15 protein-coding genes and 2 pseudogenes are annotated in these 21,125 nt (G+C 70.7%); 10 read left to right on the top strand and 7 right to left on the bottom strand.

Annotation, left to right across the window (positions count from 1 at the left end; genetic code table 11):
- Positions 1–96 precede the first annotated feature (96 nt).
- From FOF52_RS06880 to FOF52_RS06855, 6 genes and pseudogenes are all read left to right on the top strand, one after another.
- A complete protein-coding gene (locus FOF52_RS06880; protein ID WP_232306654.1) occupies positions 97–231 on the top strand; it encodes a lasso RiPP family leader peptide-containing protein in 135 nt (44 codons plus the stop codon).
- A 126-nt stretch (positions 232–357) separates the two neighbouring features.
- Positions 358–1,506 (top strand): annotated as a pseudogene (locus FOF52_RS22140) (asparagine synthase-related protein); the annotation flags it as partial.
- Between the two features lie 184 nt (positions 1,507–1,690).
- Positions 1,691–2,194, top strand: a complete 504-nt coding sequence (locus tag FOF52_RS06870) for an asparagine synthase-related protein (protein WP_248592994.1) — start codon at positions 1,691–1,693, stop codon at positions 2,192–2,194.
- Positions 2,194–2,469: a PqqD family protein gene (locus tag FOF52_RS06865; RefSeq protein ID WP_068755505.1), complete on the top strand. Its 276-nt coding sequence runs from the start codon at positions 2,194–2,196 to the stop codon at positions 2,467–2,469. The genes FOF52_RS06870 and FOF52_RS06865 overlap by 1 nt, the downstream gene beginning before the upstream one ends.
- 2 nt (positions 2,470–2,471) lie before the next feature.
- The gene (locus FOF52_RS06860; RefSeq protein WP_341849824.1) at positions 2,472–2,885 is read left to right on the top strand and encodes a lasso peptide biosynthesis B2 protein; all 414 of its coding nucleotides are present in this window, start codon (positions 2,472–2,474) and stop codon (positions 2,883–2,885) included.
- Between the two features lie 29 nt (positions 2,886–2,914).
- Positions 2,915–3,940, top strand: coding sequence for a protein-L-isoaspartate O-methyltransferase family protein (locus FOF52_RS06855; protein ID WP_068755506.1), 1,026 nt, complete (start codon positions 2,915–2,917; stop codon positions 3,938–3,940).
- Between the two features lie 44 nt (positions 3,941–3,984).
- On the opposite strand, the gene gltX is transcribed toward FOF52_RS06855, so the two are convergent.
- On the bottom strand, positions 3,985–5,400 hold the full coding sequence (gltX, locus tag FOF52_RS06850) for a glutamate--tRNA ligase (protein WP_083948052.1): 1,416 nt from the start codon (positions 5,398–5,400) through the stop codon (positions 3,985–3,987).
- A 1,085-nt stretch (positions 5,401–6,485) separates the two neighbouring features.
- Here gltX and FOF52_RS06845 point away from each other — a divergent pair.
- A complete protein-coding gene (locus FOF52_RS06845; protein ID WP_248592993.1) occupies positions 6,486–6,788 on the top strand; it encodes a sigma factor-like helix-turn-helix DNA-binding protein in 303 nt (100 codons plus the stop codon).
- 170 nt (positions 6,789–6,958) lie between these two features.
- A complete protein-coding gene (locus FOF52_RS06840; RefSeq protein ID WP_068755510.1) occupies positions 6,959–7,141 on the top strand; it encodes a hypothetical protein in 183 nt (60 codons plus the stop codon).
- Positions 7,142–7,320: 179 nt separating this feature from the next.
- Here the strand turns inward: FOF52_RS06840 and FOF52_RS06835 are convergent, their stop codons facing one another.
- The 5 genes from FOF52_RS06835 to FOF52_RS06815 all read right to left on the bottom strand — a co-directional run bounded on the left by FOF52_RS06835 (position 7,321) and on the right by FOF52_RS06815 (position 17,190).
- Positions 7,321–8,592, bottom strand: coding sequence for a TIGR02679 family protein (locus FOF52_RS06835; protein ID WP_248592992.1), 1,272 nt, complete (start codon positions 8,590–8,592; stop codon positions 7,321–7,323).
- The gene (locus FOF52_RS06830; protein WP_248592991.1) at positions 8,589–12,800 is read right to left on the bottom strand and encodes a TIGR02680 family protein; all 4,212 of its coding nucleotides are present in this window, start codon (positions 12,798–12,800) and stop codon (positions 8,589–8,591) included. Before FOF52_RS06830 ends, FOF52_RS06835 begins: the two co-directional genes overlap by 4 nt.
- Positions 12,797–14,134 carry a TIGR02678 family protein gene (locus tag FOF52_RS06825; protein ID WP_248592990.1) on the bottom strand — a complete coding sequence of 446 codons (1,338 nt, stop codon included), beginning with the start codon at positions 14,132–14,134 and terminating at the stop codon, positions 12,797–12,799. The genes FOF52_RS06830 and FOF52_RS06825 overlap by 4 nt, the downstream gene beginning before the upstream one ends.
- Positions 14,131–15,726, bottom strand: a complete 1,596-nt coding sequence (locus FOF52_RS06820) for a TIGR02677 family protein (protein WP_068755520.1) — start codon at positions 15,724–15,726, stop codon at positions 14,131–14,133. The genes FOF52_RS06825 and FOF52_RS06820 overlap by 4 nt, the downstream gene beginning before the upstream one ends.
- A gap of 210 nt (positions 15,727–15,936) precedes the next feature.
- Positions 15,937–17,190 (bottom strand): ROK family transcriptional regulator, encoded by a 1,254-nt coding sequence (locus FOF52_RS06815; RefSeq protein WP_248592989.1) that lies wholly within the window; start codon positions 17,188–17,190, stop codon positions 15,937–15,939.
- Between the two features lie 151 nt (positions 17,191–17,341).
- On the opposite strand from FOF52_RS06815, the gene xylB reads away from it, so the two are divergent.
- Positions 17,342–18,730 carry a xylulokinase gene (gene xylB, locus FOF52_RS06810; protein ID WP_248592988.1) on the top strand — a complete coding sequence of 463 codons (1,389 nt, stop codon included), beginning with the start codon at positions 17,342–17,344 and terminating at the stop codon, positions 18,728–18,730.
- Positions 18,731–18,765: 35 nt separating this feature from the next.
- Positions 18,766–19,923 (top strand): xylose isomerase, encoded by a 1,158-nt coding sequence (gene xylA / locus FOF52_RS06805; RefSeq protein WP_248593768.1) that lies wholly within the window; start codon positions 18,766–18,768, stop codon positions 19,921–19,923.
- Between the two features lie 81 nt (positions 19,924–20,004).
- On the opposite strand, the pseudogene FOF52_RS06800 reads toward xylA, so the two are convergent.
- A pseudogene (locus tag FOF52_RS06800) lies at positions 20,005–21,091 on the bottom strand (LacI family DNA-binding transcriptional regulator).
- Positions 21,092–21,125 lie beyond the last annotated feature (34 nt).

The raw sequence follows: 21,125 nt of genomic DNA, 5'->3' as shown, positions 1-21,125 counted from the left end.
CGGGAATAGCGTTGATCTGCTGTGCTCCGTGGCTATCCTCATGGGTGTGTCAGTTTGCTGCTGCGGACAGACACGTGTCGTATCCCTGATTTCTTCTTGCTGCGGAAGGAAAAGATGGACGAGGAGATCTATCAGCCCCCCGAACTGGTCGAACTGGGAGACGCCCGTGAAGTGACGCTGGGAGCGGCGGACGACGACACCGCCGACATGAACACGGCCAAGTACTACTAGGCCGCTCTGTCCGCAGGAACCGCGGAACAGCCGTTTCGGCGACGTGGGTGAGCAAGCGGATCTCAGCCGCAGGACGGGGTGGGCCTCCCATGAGAGGCCCACCCTTCAAACCGAAGGAACGCGTCCATGGCGATACGGAAGTTCTTCATCGGGTCCGTGCGGAAAGCCGCCGGAAGGCGGCAAACCCACAGATCGGTACCACTGGCCGAGCAGCACACACTAACCCTGGTCGGTGAATGGCCGGAATCCAGGGTTCGACGGTTGCACGCTGAGGGACGCCACGTGACCCTGCTAGGGGAGTGCTTCGCCTCCGACCAAAATCTTGTAGACGCCCTGACCGATGACGCTTCCCTCCCCGAAGCCGCGGAGGCGTTGGCAAGACTGGCGGGCTCTTACAGCACTGTTGTCACCGACGGAGTAACCACAGCGGTCACAGGAGACATCGCGGGTCTGCACCGGATCTGGTTTCGCCGTGGTGAAAGAGAAGTCCAGTACGCGTCCAGCCCACTCCCACTGGCTGCCATGAATGGGTACCGCCTGGATCAGGAGGCACTGGCCGCCCACTTGTTCTGCGCCAAGTTCAGTCCAAGCCTGGGCGGTGATTCGCTGTTCGACAGCGTCAGAGCGCTGGCACCAGATCAGATACTTCTCGTCCGGAACGGCACGGCAACGGTACTGCGACGCATGTTCCCGATCGAGCAGACGGGCTTCTTCGCCGCGAGCACAGCACTTCGTCATGCTCTGCAGGAGAGCGTGCACCACCGCACCGCGAAAGCTGCCGCTGTTTCTGCAGACTTCTCCGGTGGTCTGGACTCCTCCACGCTGGCACTGCTCGCAGCTCAGCACCACCAGGAACCAATACAAGTGGTCACCTACGCCGACCCGTTCGCCCGCAACGACGACGACATCGTCCATGCGGCGCGTTTCGCAGGAATGGAGTCCTCTCTGAGACAGACCGTTGTCGAAGGAACCACGCAAACTCTGCCCTTCACCAACATGGCGGCAACGCCGTTCACAGAGGAACCCAGCCTCGACTCGGTCATCTACGCCCGTGACCGAGCCCGGCTTCTACCCGTCGTGGGCACCTCGGTGCACTTGACCGGAGACGGAGGCGACGTGGTGCTCGGAGCCCCTCTCACCTACCTTGCTGACCTGGCTCGTCCACGTCATCTGCTCCGCTTCCTCCGAGAGTCCGGGGCCTGGGCAAGACTTCGCCACCGGCCGGTACACCGTGTTGTGCAAGCCGCCGTGGACACCGCCCGCACAAGCTATTCCGCCACACTCACACACCTGGCCCACGAACTGGAGAGCAACGATCCCCCTGAATGGAGGCGTCACCCGGCTGTCGAACGCAACATCGTGTGGGCGTCCCTCTCCCGAGCGGCAGACTGGGGGACCCGTGCGGCGCGGACAGCCGTGGCAGAACGCCTCCGCCGCGCAGCCGAAACCGTGACAGGTATTGAAGGGGCCGACGCACACACTACGCACGATCCATCGGCACACGGCTGCCTCCCGGTCCTTCATCGATATCGCCGAACACCTGGGTGTGCAGATCGCCATGCCCTTCTTCGACAACCAGGTCGTGGCAGCTTGCCTCAGCGTTCCTGCCACGCAACGGGCCTCGGTCGACCGGGTCAAACCTCTGCTCGGGGCAGCTATGACCGGTCTGCTTCCCCCTGAACTGTTCGAACGGCGAACCAAGGGCGACTACAGCGCCAGTGAGTACCACGGAATCCGCCGCAATGCGGCAGCGCTGCGCTCCTTACTCCGGGATTCCCGGCTCGGTGATCTCGGAATCATCGATCCTTCTTCGGTGCTGCGCGAACTGGAGGCCGCAGCCAGCGGTGCATACGCGGCGATGGCCTCCCTCGGGGAGGTGTTCGCCTTCGAGGTGTGGTTGCGCGGACTTGACCACCAACCCCGTGTGTCTTTCTCCCCATCGACGCTGCTGGAGGTGTGTTGATGACAGCTGTCAAGCCGGCCTCGAACGTGTGTTCCGTGGCTACCGACGACGGAGCGGTACTCCTGGACCTCGGCACCGGGAAGTTTTTCGGGCTCAATCCGACCGCTGCGGTGATCTGGGCCGAGCTCGCCACCGGCAAGGACATGGCCGCGCTTGTACCGGAGTTGGCGTCCAGATTCGAAGTTGGCGAGGAACGGATGAAAACCGATATTCGTGAGCTCGTTGAGGTTCTGCGCCGACACCGTCTCATCGACGAGAGAAGGACAGCCAAGTGAGCATGCACATGGCTCTGCCTCCTCCTCCCACCGTCCGGCTGAAAATCCGGCATCGTGCCGCGGGTCTGCTCGGCTTCGTATTGGCCCTGGTACTGCTCAGATTTCCCATAGGTCGTGCCGTGGTGGTTGTCACCCGAGTCAAAAATTGTGTGGCTTCCCCTGCCTCCCCGGATGAGGCCCTGACCGCGGTGGTTGCGGCCAGGAACGCGGCCCGCTGGTTTCCTGGCCGGGCGGCCTGTCTGGAGAATTCCCTGGCCGCCACATTCACTTCTCTTCTGCTGCGTCGCCGTCTCGACTGGTGTATCGGGGCGCGACTCATGCCCTACGCCGCGCACGCCTGGGTTGAAACCGGTAACCGACCTGTGGGGGAACCCCACACACCAGATCGCCCCTATCTACTGCTGCTTCGTGTATGACCCACCACACCTTCTTGGAAAGGCCTGCCATGTCCATCAGTCCGCCTATCGCTGCCGCTCTGGCCACTGTCGACGAGGACTACTACACGCGCCGTCCCGACGGGAGCGTGCTCGCCCAGACCACGTCGGCGCGGACGATCGCGCGCATGCTGGACGCACTCGACGTCCGCCCCGGACACCGGGTGCTGGAGATCGGCACCGGGTCGGGATTCTCCGGTGCCCTGCTGCGGGAACTGGTCGGCGAAACGGGACAGGTCGTGTCGGTGGACGTGGTGGCGGACCTGGTCGACCGGGCCCGTGACCTGCACACCAAGCGCGGGCGCGAGGACATCGACGTGCTCCTCGGCGACGGACTCCTGGGAGCGCCCACCCGCGGCCCGTTCGACCGGATCGTCGCCTGGGCGAGCGCCGAACGCATCTTTCGGGCCTGGGTGGAGCAGAGTGTCGCGGGCGCGGTGCTGGTGGTCCCGGTCGAACTGACCGCGCGGGTGCGCACCACCGCGATCGTCCGCCTGCACACCACCCCTGGCGGCGACCCGGTCGCGGACAAGGTGTTCGCAGGCGGCTACGTGGAGATGCACTCCGAAGAACTCACCCAGTGGCTGGTGCCGCCCCGGGGCGTCGACGCGCTCGTCCACGACACGCAGGGGCAGCCGTGGTGGCTCTCCGCCGACTGGGCCGGACGGGACCGGGCTGCGGCCGAACACCTACTCGCTCTTCTCGGTACCGGGGCCGAAGCCCGTCCCCTGTTGGCAGAGGACGAGTCGGGGCAGGACTTCGTGGCGTTCCTGTACGCCACCCGCCCGGAGGAGTTCGGCGTGGTCGGCCTGGGACAGACCGGATGGCGGCTCGGCGTCACCAGCCCGTCCGGGGCCGCGCTGGTCACCAGACGCCAGGCCAGTGACGCCGTGTGCGCGGGAGAACAGACCGCGTTCGACCGTCTGTGTTCCTGGGTGGAGGAATGGAGGACAGCGGGTCGGCCCGGCTACGCGGACCTGCGCCCCGTGCTGTACCGGCAGGCCGACGGCTGGACCGTGCGCGCGGAGTTGGTCTGACCGTGGCAGCGGTCCTGCTCCGAGCGGGACCGCTGCCACTGCCGTCAGGCATTCAGTCTGTCCAGGGCGGCCTGAATCCGGTGCAGGGTGCGGTCACGGCCGAGGACTTCCAGTGACTCGAACAGCGGCAGCCCGACGGTGCGGCCGGTCACGGCAACCCGTACCGGGGCCTGGGCCTTGCCGAGTTTGAGGCCGTGGCCCGCCCCGACCTCCTCCAACGCGCTCTTCAGCGAGGCGGCCTCCCAGGCCAGCGCCGGATCGGTGAAGCGGTCGAGCGTATCGGCGAGCACCGGTCGGGCGGTGTCGGACCGCATCGCCTTGGCCCAACTCTTCTCGTCCCGCACCGGTTGCTCCAGGAACAGGAAGTCGACGTAGGCGGCGATCTCACCGAGCACGGAGACACGGCTCTGCGCCAGCGGCGCCACCCGGGCGAAGGTGGCCGCGTCGTAGGCCTCCTTCGGCCAGGGCACGTTCTCGGCGTGCAGATAGGGGGTGCAGCGTTCGACGAACTCCGTGGTGTCCAGGGCGCGGATGTACTCCCCGTTGAACGCGCGCAGTTTCTTCTCGTCGAAGAAGGCCGGAGAGGAGTTGACGTCGGCCAGGTCGAACAGCGGCACCATCTGGTCCAACGGCATGATCTCGCGGTCCTCGCCCGGGGCCCAGCCCAACAGCATCAGGTAGTTGACCATCGCCTCGGGTAGAAAGCCCTCGGCCCGGTAGGACTCCAGGGAGACCTTGTCACGGCGCTTGGACAGCTTCTGCCGCCTGTCGTTGACCAGCACCGGCGCGTGCGCCCACACCGGCGGGATGTGTCCCAGGGCCTGCCACAGCAGTTGCTGCTTGGGTGTGTTGGACAGGTGCTCCTCACCGCGGATGACGTGGGCGATGCCCATCTCGGCGTCGTCGACCACATTGGCCAGCACGAACAGCGCCGAACCGTCACCGCGGGCGATGACGAAGTCCTCCAGTGCGGAGTGCGGAAACTCCACCCGACCCCGAATCCGGTCCTCCACCACCGTGGTGCCGCCCTCAGGAACCCGGAACCGCAACGCCCGGCCCGCCGCGGCCTCCAGGCCCCGCTCCCGGCAGTGGCCGTCGTAGCCGAGGTTGGGATTGTCACGGCGCTGCTGCACCTGCTCGCGAGTGCAGTCGCAGTAGTAGGCCAAACCCTCCGCGAACAGGCGCTGGGCGGCCTTGGCGTGCTTGGCGGCGTAGTCGGTCTGGAAGTAGGGGCCCTCGTACTGGCTGTCGTCCACACCCAGCCAGGCCATGGCCTGCAGAATGCCCTCGGTCCACTCGGGACGGGAGCGGGCCGTGTCGGTGTCCTCGATCCGCAGCACCATGGTTCCACCGGATTGTCGCGCGACCACCCAGTTCAGCAGTAGCGACCGGGCGTTGCCCACGTGGAACATGCCGGTCGGTGACGGAGCGAACCTGGTGCGAATCGAAGAGTCAACCACAAGGAAACCCTAGCGCCATTGGAAGGGAACAGAGTACGGACTGATTGGTGAGAGCTCACTCTTCTGAAAGTCGGAGTGTGGACCATGGTTTTTCTGCGGTCGTTGCGACCAACGTTGTGGCTTCCCCTCGGTTCCATGCGACCAGCACCGTCGGAGGGGAAACGACCCGAGGTGTCGTGGCCGGAGAACCGAGGACGAGTAGTTGGAAGGACCGCGGGAAAGCGAAGGAACACAAGGTGAGGAAGGTTCTCGCCGTGATTGGGGAAACGGCAGGGACAGGAGGAGCATCGTGGACCACCACACCTACCGTGTATTGGTCAGCAGGGGACGAGCCCCAGGTCGACACCGCCGCAGAACTGCTATTCGCCTCCCTGGGGCGTATTCGCCTAAATCAAGGCATTTGGAGGAATTGGGCAGTTCGCTGCCGAAGTCGTTGACGACACGTCCGCTTGGGAAGCGGAGTGGAAGGGTGTCCGCTGAGCAGCAGGCTTTATGACTCGTGGCGACGCGGGACGGGTGTCGGGCACTGGGGTTTCTCAGAGTCTGCGGCGGTGCGCTGGTCCGGAGGAACCGGGGCGCCATTGCTCGGCGAGTACGGTCCTGATGGCCTCGGCCACTGTGGCGGGGGGTGACGGCCACGGATGGTGCGCCCGTTCAGTTGCTCGGGTGGGGGAGTGGGGCAGTGACCATGAGAGCCTGCCCGGGGTTGTCGGCGAGTTCCACGGTGAAGGCCAGCGGTGTCGCACAGAACCCTTGGGTGTAGGCCGGCCGGTGGCGTCCGCGCCATCGGTGGGTGTCACCGTCAAACGGTGATGAGGCTCGCCCTCTTCTTACCAGTGTCACGCGTTTTCCTTTGGGGATGGCGTCGGCACTTCGGCGACAGTGGGGTTTTCATGTCTGCCCGGCCCGGGACATCCGCAACCACAACGGCGAGCAACCACGAACCGGGAACAGGCCGCCGGGCGCGTGGCCGGATCCTGCCAGTTTCCGCGATGGTCTGACGGCCCGGCCCGTGCTGTGGTGGGATACCGGTCGGCGAAGCCCAGCCCCGTAGCGGCGTGGCTGGGGTCGAGAGGAGGGGGCAGGTGCCGGGCGAGTACGAGCGCATCGCGTCGATCGACGATCCGTTCGCTCTGCTCCGGGCGGCGACCGAACGCCTTGCCCGGGCACAGCAGGAGGTGACCGATCTGGCTCGGTTGCGTCGCCGTGTGATTCAGGACCTGCACGCTCAGGGGTTGTCGTATGCCCAGATCGCCGAGCAGGCGGGGTTGAGTCGAGGGCGCATCCACCAGATCCGGCACACCGATCCGGCTTCGGAGGGGACGTTCCCCGCTCCTGTCCCGGAGTCTGGTGAGGCGGACGTGGACCCAACAGTCAGCCGTCGGTGATGGTGTCCCCAGCGCCCTTGGGACAGCTCAGGATGGCACTGGGGACACCATCACCCGCGATCCGGACGCTGGGGACATGCCCGACGTGTGATCCTGGCTCCAGGGACACGATCACGCCGGGTTGGCGGACCAAGTCCCGTGGGTAGTTGGCCACAGAGAGTGGGTGGAGAGTGAAGCCGACACCGCATCCGACCTTCGGCCTGCTCGCTGCGGCCCTGTCCGCATCGATCCTCGCCGTCGACCTCCCCTACTACGCCGTCGCGGCATCGGCGGCTCTGGTCGTTCTTATCGCCGTCTGGCTCGTGGTGGCGGTCCGCGACGCGAAGAAGAGAGCCCGCGGCGGCCCCCGCTAGCCGCCTCGCGGACCCCCGCGCCACCGCCGTGCTCCTTCCGGACAGTTCCCGGAGGATGGCGGGCGCCGCGTCGAGGCCGCCGGGGCCTCCGGGACTGTCCCGGGCCGGGATCCCCGGAACCGTCGCCTCGGACATGCGGGCTTCACCCCCGCAGACCAGGCCGCCTTCTCCCCGGCCTCTCACCCGCTCAGGTCGGAAACCAGCAGGTCCAGAGCGGACTCCTCGTGGACGGCCACTCCCAGGGAGTGCATGGCCGCCGCCAGTTCGGGGTCCCAGTCAGCCTCGCGGGCGGGACCGGAGAGCGGATTCAGCGGAGTCCTCCGCTGCCGGGCGCGGGTGACGTGCTCCTCGTAGTCACCGGCGCGCATCCGCCACGGTTGGACGTTGTAGCGGGCCACCAGGCGGTTCATCATCGCCACCCCGGGCCAGTCGAAGTCGCAGCGTCCGTGCAGCACCGCTCCGGCCGCGCAGAGCGCGTCCAGCAGGGTGAGAACCACCGTCGTGGCGTTGCCCGAGGTGCACACGACCGGTGCCGCGCAGCCGTGGTCTGCGGCGGCCTCCACGATCCGAGGATTCTCGCAGACGTACACCACCGGATCGGTTCCGGGGAAGCCCCACCGCAGCCGGCGGAGGTCCCGCAGGCTCAGATGGGTCTCGGCATGGTGTTCGGCCCGTTCGCGGAGTTGTCGGGCGAGCCAGTCCGGGCCGGCGGGGCGCAGACCGTACGTCAGCACGGTGCTGGACACGTTGTCCGTGCTCACCCCGGCCTCGGCCCACAGCCAGCGGCGTTGCGCGGCGTCGGCAGGCAGTGGAAGGTCCAGGGCCAGGGCGAGGGCACGCTGTACGGTCCGCGCCAGCAGCGAGGTGTCGTCGAGGCCGTGCGCGGTGCCGGTGACCCGCTCGGCGAGTTCGTGGCGTCCCACGGTCCCCGTGCCGTTCCCGGAGAGTGCGGGGATTCCCTCCAGCACGCGTACGGCCCGATCGACGAGGTCGGCTGCCTCCGTTGGGGTCAGACGGCCCAGGATTCCCGACCGGAAGAGTTCGTCCAGCCACTGCTGCACCCAAGGGTCCGCCCCCAGGCGTGCGGCACTCGACTGGGCGGACTCGCGCAGATGCTGTCGCGCGTCTCTTTGATCGCGCAGCTCACGGGGGCGGTCGGTGATCGTGCCGCGTAGTTCGGCCACCACGTCCACCAGACCGCGCCGGGCGGCGCTGGCCCGCAGCCGGGCGTCGAGGTCCGCCAGGTCCACGGTCACGTTCTCGGCCGTGAGAGTGCGTCGCATCAGCAAGGACAGCGCCTCGCGTTCCTCCGGAGTCGTTCCGGGCACGCGCAGCCGTCCCCGCACCGCCAGCCCGTTGCGGCGCAGCCGGTCGTGCAGCAGGTCCCACAGCCGCGACAGTTGCGGCCGGTCGAGGTGGCGTCGGATCTGCGGGGGCAGACCGTCGGTCATGTGGAGACCAGCCTCCGTTCCCTGCCGTTCCAGGTGAAGTGGACGGTGGCGACCCCGCGCCGGGCCGGGTCGCGCAGGCACTCGTAGATGTGCAGGTCGGGGACGTTGGGAAAAGTGCCCCACAGGCGTTCGCTGGTGATGACGAAGTCGAGGTCGAAGTCGATGAGCAGCCCCAGCAGGCGGGCGTGGGTGGGCTCGTCGACCTTGGCGAAGGCGTCGTCGAGCAGGATGAGCCGGGGGGCGTGCGGCGCGGTCTCGGCCAGCGAGGTGAAGTGCGACGCCGCCGCCGCGAACAGCAGCAGGTAGCTGATCACCCGCTGTTCCCCCTGGCTGAGCGCGATGCGGTGGTTGAACGCGCGGCGGCTCTTGCCGTCCGCGCCGAGTACGTAGGGGTGGAACTCGAACCAGGTGCGGTAGTCCAGGGCCGCCCGCAGGTGCACCCCGTATCCGGCGGTGGGATCGTCGCGGCGGATCGTCTCGATGTGCCGCCGCAGCGCGTCGCGCAGCCGTGCGGCGTCGTCCGGGTGGCGGGTGGCGGAGGTCTCGTCCAGCAGTGCGACGGCGAGTTGGACGTCGGGAGAGGCGCCAGGAGAGAGCTTCCACTCCACGGTGGCTCCCATGCCGTGCGAGGAGCGCACGTCCTGCAGGGTCCGGTTCATCCGCTGCACCGCCTGGCGGGCCTGGAGCAGTTGGTGGGTCAGATGGTCACCCAGTTCGCCGAGCAGGTACCGCTGGAACACCTCCTGTTCCCGGGCGGAGACGCGGTCCCGGTCGGCTGCGAGGTTGGCTTCGAGCCGCTGTCCCACGGTCGCGATGTCGTGGGTTCCGGTGTCGTCGGCCAGCTCCCACATCTGGATGTCGCCGTGCGCCAGGCGGAACGTGGCGTCATAACCGCCGGCGAGCCGGTCCTTGAGTTCGTTGCCCCGGTTGAGCAGCGTGTTCGCGGAGACGTCGGACTTGGGCGGGCCGAGTGCCGCGGCGACCTCGTCGGCGAGTCGTGCCAGTGCTGCGATGCGGTCGCGTACCGGCCCCTCCTGGGCGGCGTCGAACCGGTCGACCATGTCGGTCGCACCGGTGATGCCCGCGGCGGCGGCCAGGCCGGGCGAACCGAGGGGGCCGAGCAGGCGACCGGCCGCCTCGACGGTGGCCGCCTCCTGCTGCGCGCGGGCCTCGGTGGCGCGCCGGTGTTCGACCTCGGCGGCGATCCGGCGGTCGTGAAGGTCCTGGACGTGCCTGGTCAGCCGGGGCAGGCGCTGCTCGGCGGCACCGATGCGCCTGCGCAACTCGGCTTCCCGCTGCCGCAGCTCCTCCTCGCCCGCACCCAGGGAATCGCGGAGAACAGCGAGCTTCCGCTGTTCGGTGGTGAGGCGGTCGAACGCGGAGGTGTAGTCGTCCACGGCGTGCTGCACCGTCTCACCCGTTGCGGCCAGGGCGGAGCGGGACGCCTCGAACTTCTCGACCGCCCCGGCCAGGCGTTCCACGTCGTCGACGAAACGGGCCAGTGTCCCCTGGAATCTCTCCAGCGCCACAGCCAGGCGGTCCAGTCCGTCCGCCTCCTCGGGGAGCCGTTCAGAGCTCGCCTTGGCGCGCGCTCTGGCGTGTGCGGCGGTGGCCTCGGCCCGGGTGGTCTCAGCCCGGCGGCGGGCCGTGCGCAGCTTTTCGGCGGCTGTTGCGATGTCGTCCTCGGTGAGCCGGTGGGCCTCCCAGGCGCTGACGAACGCGCGGCTGGACGGCAGAGCGCCCAGCGCCCGCCGCAGTCCTTCCCGGCGTTCGTCGATCGCGGCCAACTGGTCGGCGAACGCCTCGGCTGCGGCCCGGGCCTCCTCCAGCCGCGCGGTGAGGTCGGCGATCCGGCGGCGGCGGGTTTCGGCGCGCACCCCCGCGCCGACGTACTCGGCCTGCTGTTTGCCGTGCGTCCCACGCAGCGGGCCCAGTCGCCAGCGGCCGTCCAGAGCCACCCAGTGCTCAGCGGCCGTCTCGGTGTCGGCGAGCGCGATCGTGCGCAGCACGCCGGCGACGGCGGTCTCGGACACCGTTTCGGTGGCGACGGGGCGAAGCACGTCGGCGAGACTGGGACCGTCCACCGGCCGCCCCGGGACGGCGAGGAGATCGCGAGTGCGGGAGTCGCGCAGCCGCCCCGCCGGGTCCAACCACGCGGACAGCAGTCCGCTCGCCTGGAGAGCCGCTTCGAGCCCGGCGCGTTCGGCCGCGTCGAGGTGGTCGGCGAAGTCGACCAGCCGGTACAGCGCGGCCCCTGCGTCCTCGGGGCGTGGTGCCACGGCCCAGTCCGGGCGGGGTGGTTCCGGGTCGGCGCGCCGCTGCCACTCGGCGAGTTCCCGTTCCAGGTCGGCGGCCCGCTGCGCTGCCGCCTGACCTGCGGCGCCAACCCGGTCGCGTTCGGTGTCGAGCTCGGCCAGGCGCGGGGCCAGCAGGAGGCGGGCGGCCTCGGCGACCTGTTCGGGCGTTTCGGGGCCGGGGACGCGGTCGGCGACGCTGCCTTCGGTCTCTGCGCCGACCGCGGCGAGGGCCACGACGGGGCGGCTCTCCTGCGACGGGGTCTCGGGGAGCGCCGCGGCCCAGGAGCGGACGGCTTCGGCGTACCGCTCGGCGTGCTCCAGCAGCGCGGCGGCGTGTTCGGTGTGCCGTTCGTGGGCCCGCGCCAGTTCGTCCTCGCAGCGGTCGGCTTCGGCCTCGGCGCCACGGGCCACGTGCCAGGCCTGCTCGGCCCGTTGGAAGAGACTGCGGACGTCGGCGACGGTGCGGACGTGGTTGCGTCTGATCTGCTCCACACCGTGCAGCTTGGCGGCCGTGTCCCGCAGGTGTCCGGCCAGCCCGTCAGGCAGGGCGGCGAGCCGAGGACGGGCGATCTCGACCCGTTCGCCGTCGGGGGAAGTCAGCGGGGTGCTGGGGACGGCGGTGGACGTGTCGCGGACCGGTTGGGGGAGAGTGCCCAGCAGCGTCCCGTCGATGCCGCAGTGGTGCGCGGCGTCACGGAGGCCGCGCTGCCGGTCCCGGAGGTCGACAAGGGCCTTGGCGATCGTGGTGAATTCCTCGGTGAGCCGCTCCGCCTGACCGCGTTCGGTGGTGAGGGTGCGGTGCAGTCCCTGCCAGGTGTTCACCGCGCCGGTGTGCAGCGCCCGCACGGTTTCCTGCTTCTCGCGCAGGTCGCCGAGGGCCTGGTAGGCCGAACTGTTGACCAGGGTGGCCAGGTCGCCGCGGGCCGTTTCCAGTTGGGCGGCGACCGTTTCCGCCTCGGCCGCCGCCTCCCGTTCCCGCTCGACCAGTTCGGCGTGTTCGCGTTGCCGGTCTCCTGCCGCGCGCCGTCGCTGCGCCAGCTCCCCGAGGAAGCCGCGGACGTCGTCGACCCGCCCGCGCAGCACTCCGTGCAGGTAGCGGCGGTAGTCGCGGAGGAACTGTGCCACGGCCGTGGTGGTCTGCTCCAGCCGGGCCAGTTCGTCGCGGACGCTGTCCAGGTCGTTGAGGTTGCGGGCGACGGTGTCGATGATCTCGTCGTCGAGCGGGGGAAGGGATTCGTCGAGGATCTTGGTGAGTTCTCCGGCGAGCACCCGGTCGCCGACCGTCGGCTTGCGCAACTGGTAGAGCAGGTGCAGGAGATTGTGGTACTTGCCGCTGTCCTGCACACCGAACAGGCGGCGCATCACCTCGGCGCGGTAGGCGCTCGCCTGGGTGAAGTGGCAGCCCTCGCCGACGGTCTCCCGGAGTTCCCGGACGGTGGGCCTGCGGGTGCGGTCGTGCAGGGGCAGTCGGGGGCCGACGGGGATGTCGGTGATGAAGTACTCGGCGTCGGCGCGTTTCGCGCTCTGCGACGCGGTGATCGCTGCGCCGAGGGTCAGCAGGTGCTCCCGGCCCTCGGGGTCGGTGCGGTGGAACTCCACCCACAGGTAGCCGAGGCGGTTGACGCTGTCCCGGTAACCGTCGAGCATCAGCCACTTCAGCGTGGTCTTGCCGCTTCCGGTGGAGTCGATGGACCGGGTACGGCCGTCCAGCAGGAACGGCAGCAGCATCTCCAGCGCCTTGGACTTGCCCGCGCCGTTGGTGCCGCGCAGCAGCAGCCGTCCCGTGCCGAAGTGGAACACCTGGTCGTACTGCCACACGTTGTGGATACCGGCCCGGTGCAGGCGGAACCGGTGCGGGAAGCCGAGCGGGCGCGGGGCGGGCAGTGGGCGGACGGCTCCGGTGTCGCTCATCGGGCACCGCCTTTCGGGGAGGGGGTGGTGTGTCGGCGTGGCCGGTCGGTGCGGCCGGACGTGGTGGGGCGGTAGCGTGCCGCGGCGGCGAGGAGCACCCAGTGGCCTGCCTCGGGCCGGGGCGGTGGTGTGGCGAGCTGTCCGCGTGCGTTGCTCACGTCGGTGACCTGGCGATTGGGGTGTTCCGCGGCGGTGTCCCGCTCGCGAGCGGCGCGTTCGGCCCGAGTGGGGGCCACGGGGGCCATGAGCCGCATGTCGCACAGCAGGCGGCACACGTCGGCGCGGAGCGTGCTCACGTCGGTGACGTAGCTTTTGGCCCAGGCCGAGGCGTACTCGGCCGCGAGGTCGGTCAGGATCGCGTCGAGGCGTTCGGTGGGGACGGCCACCCCGATGACGAGTGTGCCGCCCGTGGCGGGATGGCCGGCCTGTTCGGGGCGCTCGGTCTCCAGCAGCCGTTCGACGAGCAGCAGCGCGGCCTGGGCGACCGTGCCCGTTCCGGGGAAGTCGATGTCGCTGAAGTCGTCCTGGTCACGGACCAGGGCGACCCCCTCGGCGCGGATCTCCAGGTCGGCGCCGAGGATCTCGTGGAAGTTGAGCTGTTCGCGGCGCTGGTTCCGGCGCAGCCAGGCGCGTTCGGCCTCGTCGAGGTCGTCCAGGTAGACGACGGGGGTTTCCACGATGCGCCGCCGTACCGCGAGCCGGGGGCTGTCGCGGTCCGGACGTTCGGCGGCGCGGAGGAACTCCTCGGGAGTGCGGGAAGCGCCGAGCGGGCCGCTGACGATGCGGCGTGCGAGGTCGGTGTCGATGGTGAGCAGGGCTTCGCGCTCGTCGTCGGCGAGCAGTGCGTCGACGCTGCCCTCGGTCTCGGTCAGCACGTCCCATTCGATGAGTGTGCGCAGCGCGGCGGTCAGGTGCCGTTTCTGGGCGCCGTCGGGGTCGCCGAGGTCGATCGCGGCGTCGGCCGCGGCGAGTCGGATCTCGGCGACGAGTTCGGACAGCAGCATCTGCTCGGGGGCGGTGACGGTGGCTGCGAGCGCGAGCACCAGGTAGGTGTAGGTGCGCGGGGAGAAGACGGTTCCGGTGGTGGCGCGGGTGAGCCTGCGGCCGCAGTCCGGGCCCAGACCGGGCTTGTGCAGGCGGGCGAAGCGGCCTTCGACGACCAGCCGGTAGCCGAGGAACTGGTGGAACTCGCTTTTGAGTTCGTCGGCATACCTGCGGACCAGGGCGAACCCCTCGGGGTCGCGCCGCGCGGTGAGGAGCGGGGTGCGCAGCAGCAGCCGCATCGCTTCGCGGATCTCGACCTTGGCGGCGCGGTCGTCGGCCAGTGGTTTCATGATCCGGTCGCCTCCCGGGTTCTGGAGGAGCTGAGGTGGACGGTGCAGCCCTCCAGGACGAGGTCGCCGCCGCGGCTGTGCACGACCGTGGTCCGGTCGGCCTGCTCACGCACTTCCAGGCTGAGGCGCAGACCGGCGTCGGCGGTGCGGAACACGCGGGAACCCGGTTCTCCCGACGGCTGGGCCATGGCGCGTCCGAGCAGTTCGTTGAAGAGTTCGAACGCTGCGGCGGAGAAGACGACCGTGTCCTCCCGGCCCGCGGCCGCAACCAGTTCGGCGGCTCCGGCCGCGCGCCGCTCCTCCCGTTCCCGGGCGGTGCGCAGCAGGTCCCGGCGTGCTTGCGTGTAGTCCTCGCCTTCGCGCCGCACCGCGCCCCGGGGCCTGCGGTCGCCGCGTTCGCGGATGCTGACGGGGACGTCGACGGGGTCGTCGTGCCACCAACTGGTGGAGCTGGTGGCGGTGTCCCGGTCACCGCGGGCGCCGCCGAGGTGGCGGACCCCGTACATGCCGAACGCGGCGGCGACGAGGTCGTGAGCCTGGGAGTCGTCGGCGGCGTCGACCCACCGGGCGAGCCGGAGCAGGTCGTTGCGGCGAGACAGTTCTCCCATGGCGGAGGAGCGCAGCATCCGCTTGGCGTTTCCCAGCAGCGACTGCAGCGCCTTCATGGTGGCCAGGCGCAGTTGGCCGACGCCGCTGCCCCGTCCGCCGGAGTCGATGAACCAGCCGCGCAGTTCCTGCCAGTCGCGCAGGTGCCGTCCGCTGCTGCGGCGGATGCGGACGTCGGAGTCGCCGAGAGCGCTCAGTCCTTGGTCGGCGGCGTCGATGCGGGCCAGCAGGTCGGGCAGCACCGGCCACAGCCCGTCGAGCGCTTCGCGGATCACCGGGGTCTGGCGGGCCACGTCCTCGGTGATGGTCTCGGCGTAGTCGAGCAGCACGTCCTTGAAGACGCGGAACTCGGTGTCGCCGAGGTCGAAGCGGTTGAGGACGTGGCCGAGGTAGGCGTAGAACTCGCGGACCGATTCCACGAACCGCTCGAACTGGGCGAAGATCGTGGAGACGCGGCCCAGGGCGTCCTGTCCGGCGACACCGCCGGGCTCCTGGGCGAGGTCGCGGAGGGCGGTGAGCCCCTCGGCGACCAGCCCCAGCAGTTCCCGGCTCACCTCGCGGACGGAGTCGGCGGCGAGGAGTTCGTCGCTGTGCCGCTGCACCATCTCCCCTGCGGGGGAGAGCTGGTAGCGGCCCCGACTGCGCTGGTACTCGGTGACGGTCGCGGCGCGCACCGGCCGTGCGCTCGGCAGCAGCGCACCCCAGGCACGGAGCTGGTCAAGGCGCAGCGCGACCAGGTCGACAGGCTTGGGGTCCCCGCTGTGCGCGAGTTTCTCGGCGACTTCGTGCGCGGACAGGTCGGCCAGCAGCGTGCCGGTGAAGACCCGCATGACAGCGATGTAGTCGGCCCGTTCCGGCACGGTGAGGTAGGTGTAGGCGGTCAGCCGTGCGTAGTCGGGCGGCGCGGCTCCGGACGGCCCGGTGGGGGAGGCGCCGTCACCGCCCGGACCGGAGGGCTCGGGTCCGGCGCCGTGGGGTTCGTCCATGTTCCGCACGATAAGCAACCAGACCGACTCTTTTGCGGGAAACCGGTGACTGGCCGGAAGCGGTCACGGTCCGGGGCTGCCCCGGGCGTGGGCGGGCCGCCTTCCCCACCGGCCCCGAGGGATGAACGGCCGGCGGCCCGCACCGGTATGGCCCTAGGGACAGGCCCGACGCGTGACCATGGCCCCCGGACCATGCCGGTGCGGGCCGGGTCAGGCCGCGTTGCTGCCCGGGGGCAGGGGGAGCGAACCGGTGTCCAGGGCGTCGATGAGGGCCATGGCCCCGCCGCGGGCGGCGGCGCTCAGCCCCAGGGTGGACGGCTCGATGCGGCAGTTGCCGCTGTCGGGGGCGAAGGAGTGCGCGGCCATCGCCTCGCGGCACGGCGGCAGCAGCCAGGGCGACAGCGGCACGAAGTAGCCGCCGAGGATGATGGCGCTGGGGTTGAGCAGGTTGACCAGGGTCGCCGCGGCGCGGCCCAGCCACTCCCCGGCGCTGGTCAGCGCGTCCAGCGCGGTGGGGTCGTCGGCTTCGGCGCGGCGCGCGGTCTCGGCCACCAGCGACTCCACGACGCTGCCGCGCACCGGTCCGTCGGGCACCAGGTCGGGGACGGCGCGGCGCAGGATGGAGTCGAGTCCGGCGAGCGCCTCCAGGCAGCCGCGCTGTCCGCAGGCGCACCGCGGCCCGTCCTTGAGCAGCGGGATGTGCCCGATCTCCCCGGCGAATCCGCTCGCCCCGCGCAGCGGTTCGCCGTTCATGAGCACGCCCGCGCCGATGCCGACCTCGCCGGTCAGGTACACCAGGTCCATGGTGCGGGCCAGGTGCCCGCCCCGGTACTCGGCGACCGCGCCCAGGTTGGCGTCGTTGTCGACCAGCACGGGCGCCCCGGCCAGCGCGGTGTCGGCCAGCAGGCCGGTCAGCCGCTGCTTCAGGGGGAAGTCGCGCCAGCCCAGGTTGGGGGCGTTGGTGACGGTTCCGGCGGCGACGTCGACGAGCGCGGGCACGCCCACGCTCACCCCCAGCAGCGGGCGGTCGCGCAGCAGCGGGTCGGCGGTGGCCTCCAGCAGCAGGTCGCGCAGCCGGGCCGCGCACTCCTCGGGGCCGGCGGCGCGGGCGTCGAAGGCCACGTGGCGGGTGATCACCTCGCGTTCCAGCAGGTCCACGGTGGCCAGGGCGAGGTAGTCGACGTTGACTTCCAGGCCGATCGCGACCAGGGTGGAGCCGTTGATGGTCAGCATCATGCCGGGGCGGCCCACCCGGCGCTGGTTGACCAGCCCGGTCTCGCACACCAGGCCCCGGTCGATCAGTTCGGCGACCAGGCTGGAGACGGTGGCCTTGGTCAGTCCGGTCGACGCGGCGACCACCGCCCGTGAACAGGGTGCGCTGGTGCGGATCGTGCGCAGCACGATGCCCAGGTTGGTCTCCCTGACGGCCTGGAATCCGGCCGGTCCCTCGGTAGCGCCCACCATGCGGCGGCTCCCCTCCCGCTCCACGCCCTCCACGGCGTTTCTCCGTGTTTTCCCACCAGTCTCCTGGTTACCGCCCCGCCGAGGATTGACAACCAATTCGTTCAAACACAAAACTAATAGATGTCCAGCCGTCCCACCAAAGAGAGGCAGCATGCCGCTCGTCGCCGGAGTCGACTCCTCCACCCAGGCCACCAAGATCGTCGTGCGCGACGCCGACACCGGAGCCCTCGTCCGGCAGGCCCGCGCCCCCCACCCCGACGGAACCGAGGTCAACCCCCAGGCGTGGTGGCAGGCCCTGCTCCAGGCCGCCTCGGGGGGCCTCCTCGACGACGTCGCCGCCCTCTCCGTCGCTGCCCAGCAGCACGGCATGGTCGCGCTCGACGCCGACGGCGTGCCCGTGCGCGACGCGCTGCTGTGGAACGACACCCGCTCCGCGGGCGCGGCATCCGACCTCGTCGCCGAACTCGGCGGCCCCGCCGAGTGGAGCCGGGCCGTCGGCTCGGTGCCGGTGGCCAGCTTCACCGTCACCAAGCTGCGCTGGCTCGCCCAGCACGAACCCGGCAACGCCGCGCGCGCCGAGAGCATCCTGCTGCCGCACGACTGGCTCACCCAGCGGCTGACCGGTGTGGCCGAGCCCGTCACCGACCGCGGTGACGCCTCCGGCACCGGCTACTACGACCCCGCCACCGGCGCCTACCGCACCGACCTGCTCACCCTGGCCTTCGGCCGGGAGCTGCGCACGCCCCGCGTGGCCGGCCCCGCCGAGACGGTCGGCGAGGTCAGGGCCCAAGGACTGCCGTCCATCGGCGTGGTCGGCGTGGGAACGGGCGACAACATGGCCGCCGCACTGGCCCTGGACGCCCGCCCCGGCGACGTCGTGGTCTCCGTCGGCACCTCCGGCACCGCCTTCGCCGTCGCCGAGAAGCCCACCGCCGACCCCAGCGGCGCCGTCGCCGGGTTCGCCGACGCCACCGGCCGCTTCCTGCCGCTGGTGTGCACCCTCAACGCCGCCCGCGTCCTGGACGCCGGGGCCGCAACGCTGGGCGTGTCCCACGCCGAGTTCGACCGGCTGGCGCTGTCGGCCGAGCCCGGTGCGGGCGGCCTGGTGCTGCTGCCCTACCTGGACGGCGAGCGCACCCCCGACCTGCCCGAGGCCACCGGTCGCCTGGACGGGCTGACCCGCGCCAACCTGACCCCCGCCAACCTGGCCCGCGCCTTCGTCGAGGGCATGCTGTGCGGCCTGGCCGACGCCGTGGACGCCCTGGTCGACCAGGGCGTGCCGGTCAACCGCGTGCTGCTCATCGGCGGCGGCGCCCGCTCGGCCGCGGTCCGCGCCATCGCCCCGCAGGTCCTGGGCCGCCCCGTCACCGTGCCCGCCGAGGGCGAGTACGTCGCCGACGGCGCCGCCCGCCAGGCCGCCTGGGCGCTGTCGGGCCGGCCGACCCCGCCCGAGTGGGAGAACGCCGTCACCGCCGTGAGCGAGGCCGACCCCACCCCGCAGGTGCGGGAGCGCTACGCCGCCGCCCGCGACCGGCTCTGAACCGCAAGTCCCGTACAACCATGAAAGAGGCACAGATGAGCAACTACCAGCCCACTCCCGAGGACCGGTTCAGCTTCGGGCTGTGGACCGTGGGATGGCGCGGCCACAACACCTTCGGGGAGGCCGTGCGTCCCGCGCTCGACCCGGTCGACGCGGTGTGGAAGCTGAGCGAGCTGGGCGCCTACGGCATCACCTTCCACGACGACGACCTCGTCCCGCACGGCAGCAGCGCCGCCGAACGCGACGCGATCATCAAGCGCTTCACCGGGGCGCTGGAGGACAGCGGCCTGTCCGTTCCCATGGTCACCACCAACCTGTTCAGCCACCCGGTGTTCCGCGACGGCGGCTTCACCTCCAACAGCCGCGACGTGCGCCGCTACGCCCTGCGCAAGGTGATGCGCAACATCGACCTGGCCGCCGAGCTGGGCGCGCGCACCTACGTGTGCTGGGGCGGCATGGACGGCGCCGAGTACGAGTCGGCCAAGGACGTCGCCGCAGCCCTGGACCGGCTGCGCGAGGCGTTCAACGTGCTGTGCGAATACGTCCGCGCCAAGGGCTACGACCTGCGGTTCGCCATCGAGCCCAAGCCCAACGAGCCGCGCGGCGACGTGCTGCTGCCCACCATCGGGCACGCCATCGCCTTCATCAACGAGCTGGAGCACCCCGAGATGGTCGGGCTCAACCCCGAGGTCGGCCACGAGCAGATGGCCGGGCTCAGCTTCACCCAGGGGGTGGCCCAGGCGCTGTGGCACGGCAAGCTGTTCCACATCGACCTCAACGGCCAGCGCGGCGTCAAGTACGACCAGGACCTGCGCTTCGGCGCCGGCGACGTGCGCGACGCGTTCTTCCTGGTCAACCTGCTGGAGAGCAGCGGCTACGACGGTCCGCGGCACTTCGACTTCAAGACCCCGCGCACCGAGGACATGGACGGGGTGTGGGAGGCGGCGCGCAACTGCATGCGCAACTACCTGATCATGAAGGAGAAGGCGGCGGCCTTCCGCGCCGACCCCGAGGTGCGGGCGGCCATGGAGGCCTCCCGGGTCTTCGAGCTGCAGCAGCCCACCCTCGACGAGGGCGAGAGCCTGGAGGACCTGCTCGCCGAGGACATCGACCTGGACGCGGTGACGCAGCGCGGCTACCACTTCGAGCGTCTCGACCAGCTCGCCCTGGACCACCTCCTGGGCGTGCGCTGACCCTGCTCGGCCCCTGACGGTGGGCGGCCGCGCGGCCGCCCACCGCTCTCCGCCGCGGGGGCGCGGAGAGGGGGCGGCGGGTCAGTCCCGGCGGGCGGCCGTGGACCCGCGCACCACGAGCCGGGGGTGAACACCAGGCGTCCGCGGGGGCGGCCGGGGTCGTCGATCCCGGCCGCCAGCAGACGCATCGCCGCCCGGCCGATCCCGTAGGCGGGCTGGGCGACGGTGGTCAGCCCGGGATGGACCAGGGCGGCCACGTCGGTGTCGTCGTAGCCCACCACCGACAGGTCCTCGGGCACGTTCAGCCCCCGGGCGCCCAGCCCCTTGAGCACAGGCCGAGCGCGAGCTGGTCGTTGGCGCAGAACACCGCCTGCGGGCGGCGGGGGCCGCCGCCCGCACCTCGTCGACGGCCTTCTCCCCGGAGTCGGCGGTCAGCGACGGGGTCTGCACCACCCGCACCGCGTCCTCCGCGGTCACGCCGTTCTCCGCGAGGGCGTCACGCAGCCCGGCCGGGCGGATGCGGCACTGCTCCAGCGCCGGCGGCCCGCTCACGAACGCGATCCGCTCGTGTCCGAGGCCGACCAGGCGGCGTCCGGCGGCCAGGGCGCCGCCGCGGTGGTCCACGCACACGCTGCTGCCCACCTCGGTCGCGACGTCGCCGCGGTCCAGCAGCACCCACGGGATGCCGCGCTCCCGCAGCCACAGCAGGTCGGTGAAGTCGTCGTCGACCGGCAGCACCACGGCCCCGGCCGCGCGGTGCCCGGCCGGCACGCGCAGCGACCGCCGCTGCCGCTCGGGGCTCTCGGCCGAGTTCAGCAGTCAGGCCGTACTCGGCGGCCTGGTCCTCCACGCCCAGCGCGACCGTGGTGAAGAACGGGTTGGTGACGTCCGGCACGAGCAGACCGACCGAGTCGCTGCAGCCGGCGCGCAGGCTGCGGCCGGAGGAGTCGCACACGTAGTCCAGCTCCCGGATCGCCTGCTCGACCCGCAGCCGGGTGGCCTCGGCCACCCGCTCGGGGCGGTTGAGGACGTTGGACACGGTCGCCGCGGAAAGCTCCGAACCGTCAGGGAGGACGCCGTGGCCCCGCGCCCGTCGACAACGCCGGGTCCTGGTCGTGGACGGGCCCGCCGCCGCGCTGTCGGGAGTGGAGGTGCAGCGGCTGTTCACCGCGGCGCGTTCGCTGCGCGGCTCCGGTACGGCG

Source organism: Thermobifida alba (genome assembly GCF_023208015.1).
Classification (GTDB): Bacteria; Actinomycetota; Actinomycetes; order Streptosporangiales; family Streptosporangiaceae; genus Thermobifida; species Thermobifida alba.
Note: the sequence above shows the minus strand (reverse complement) of the source record. Positions and strands in the feature narration are given on the sequence as shown.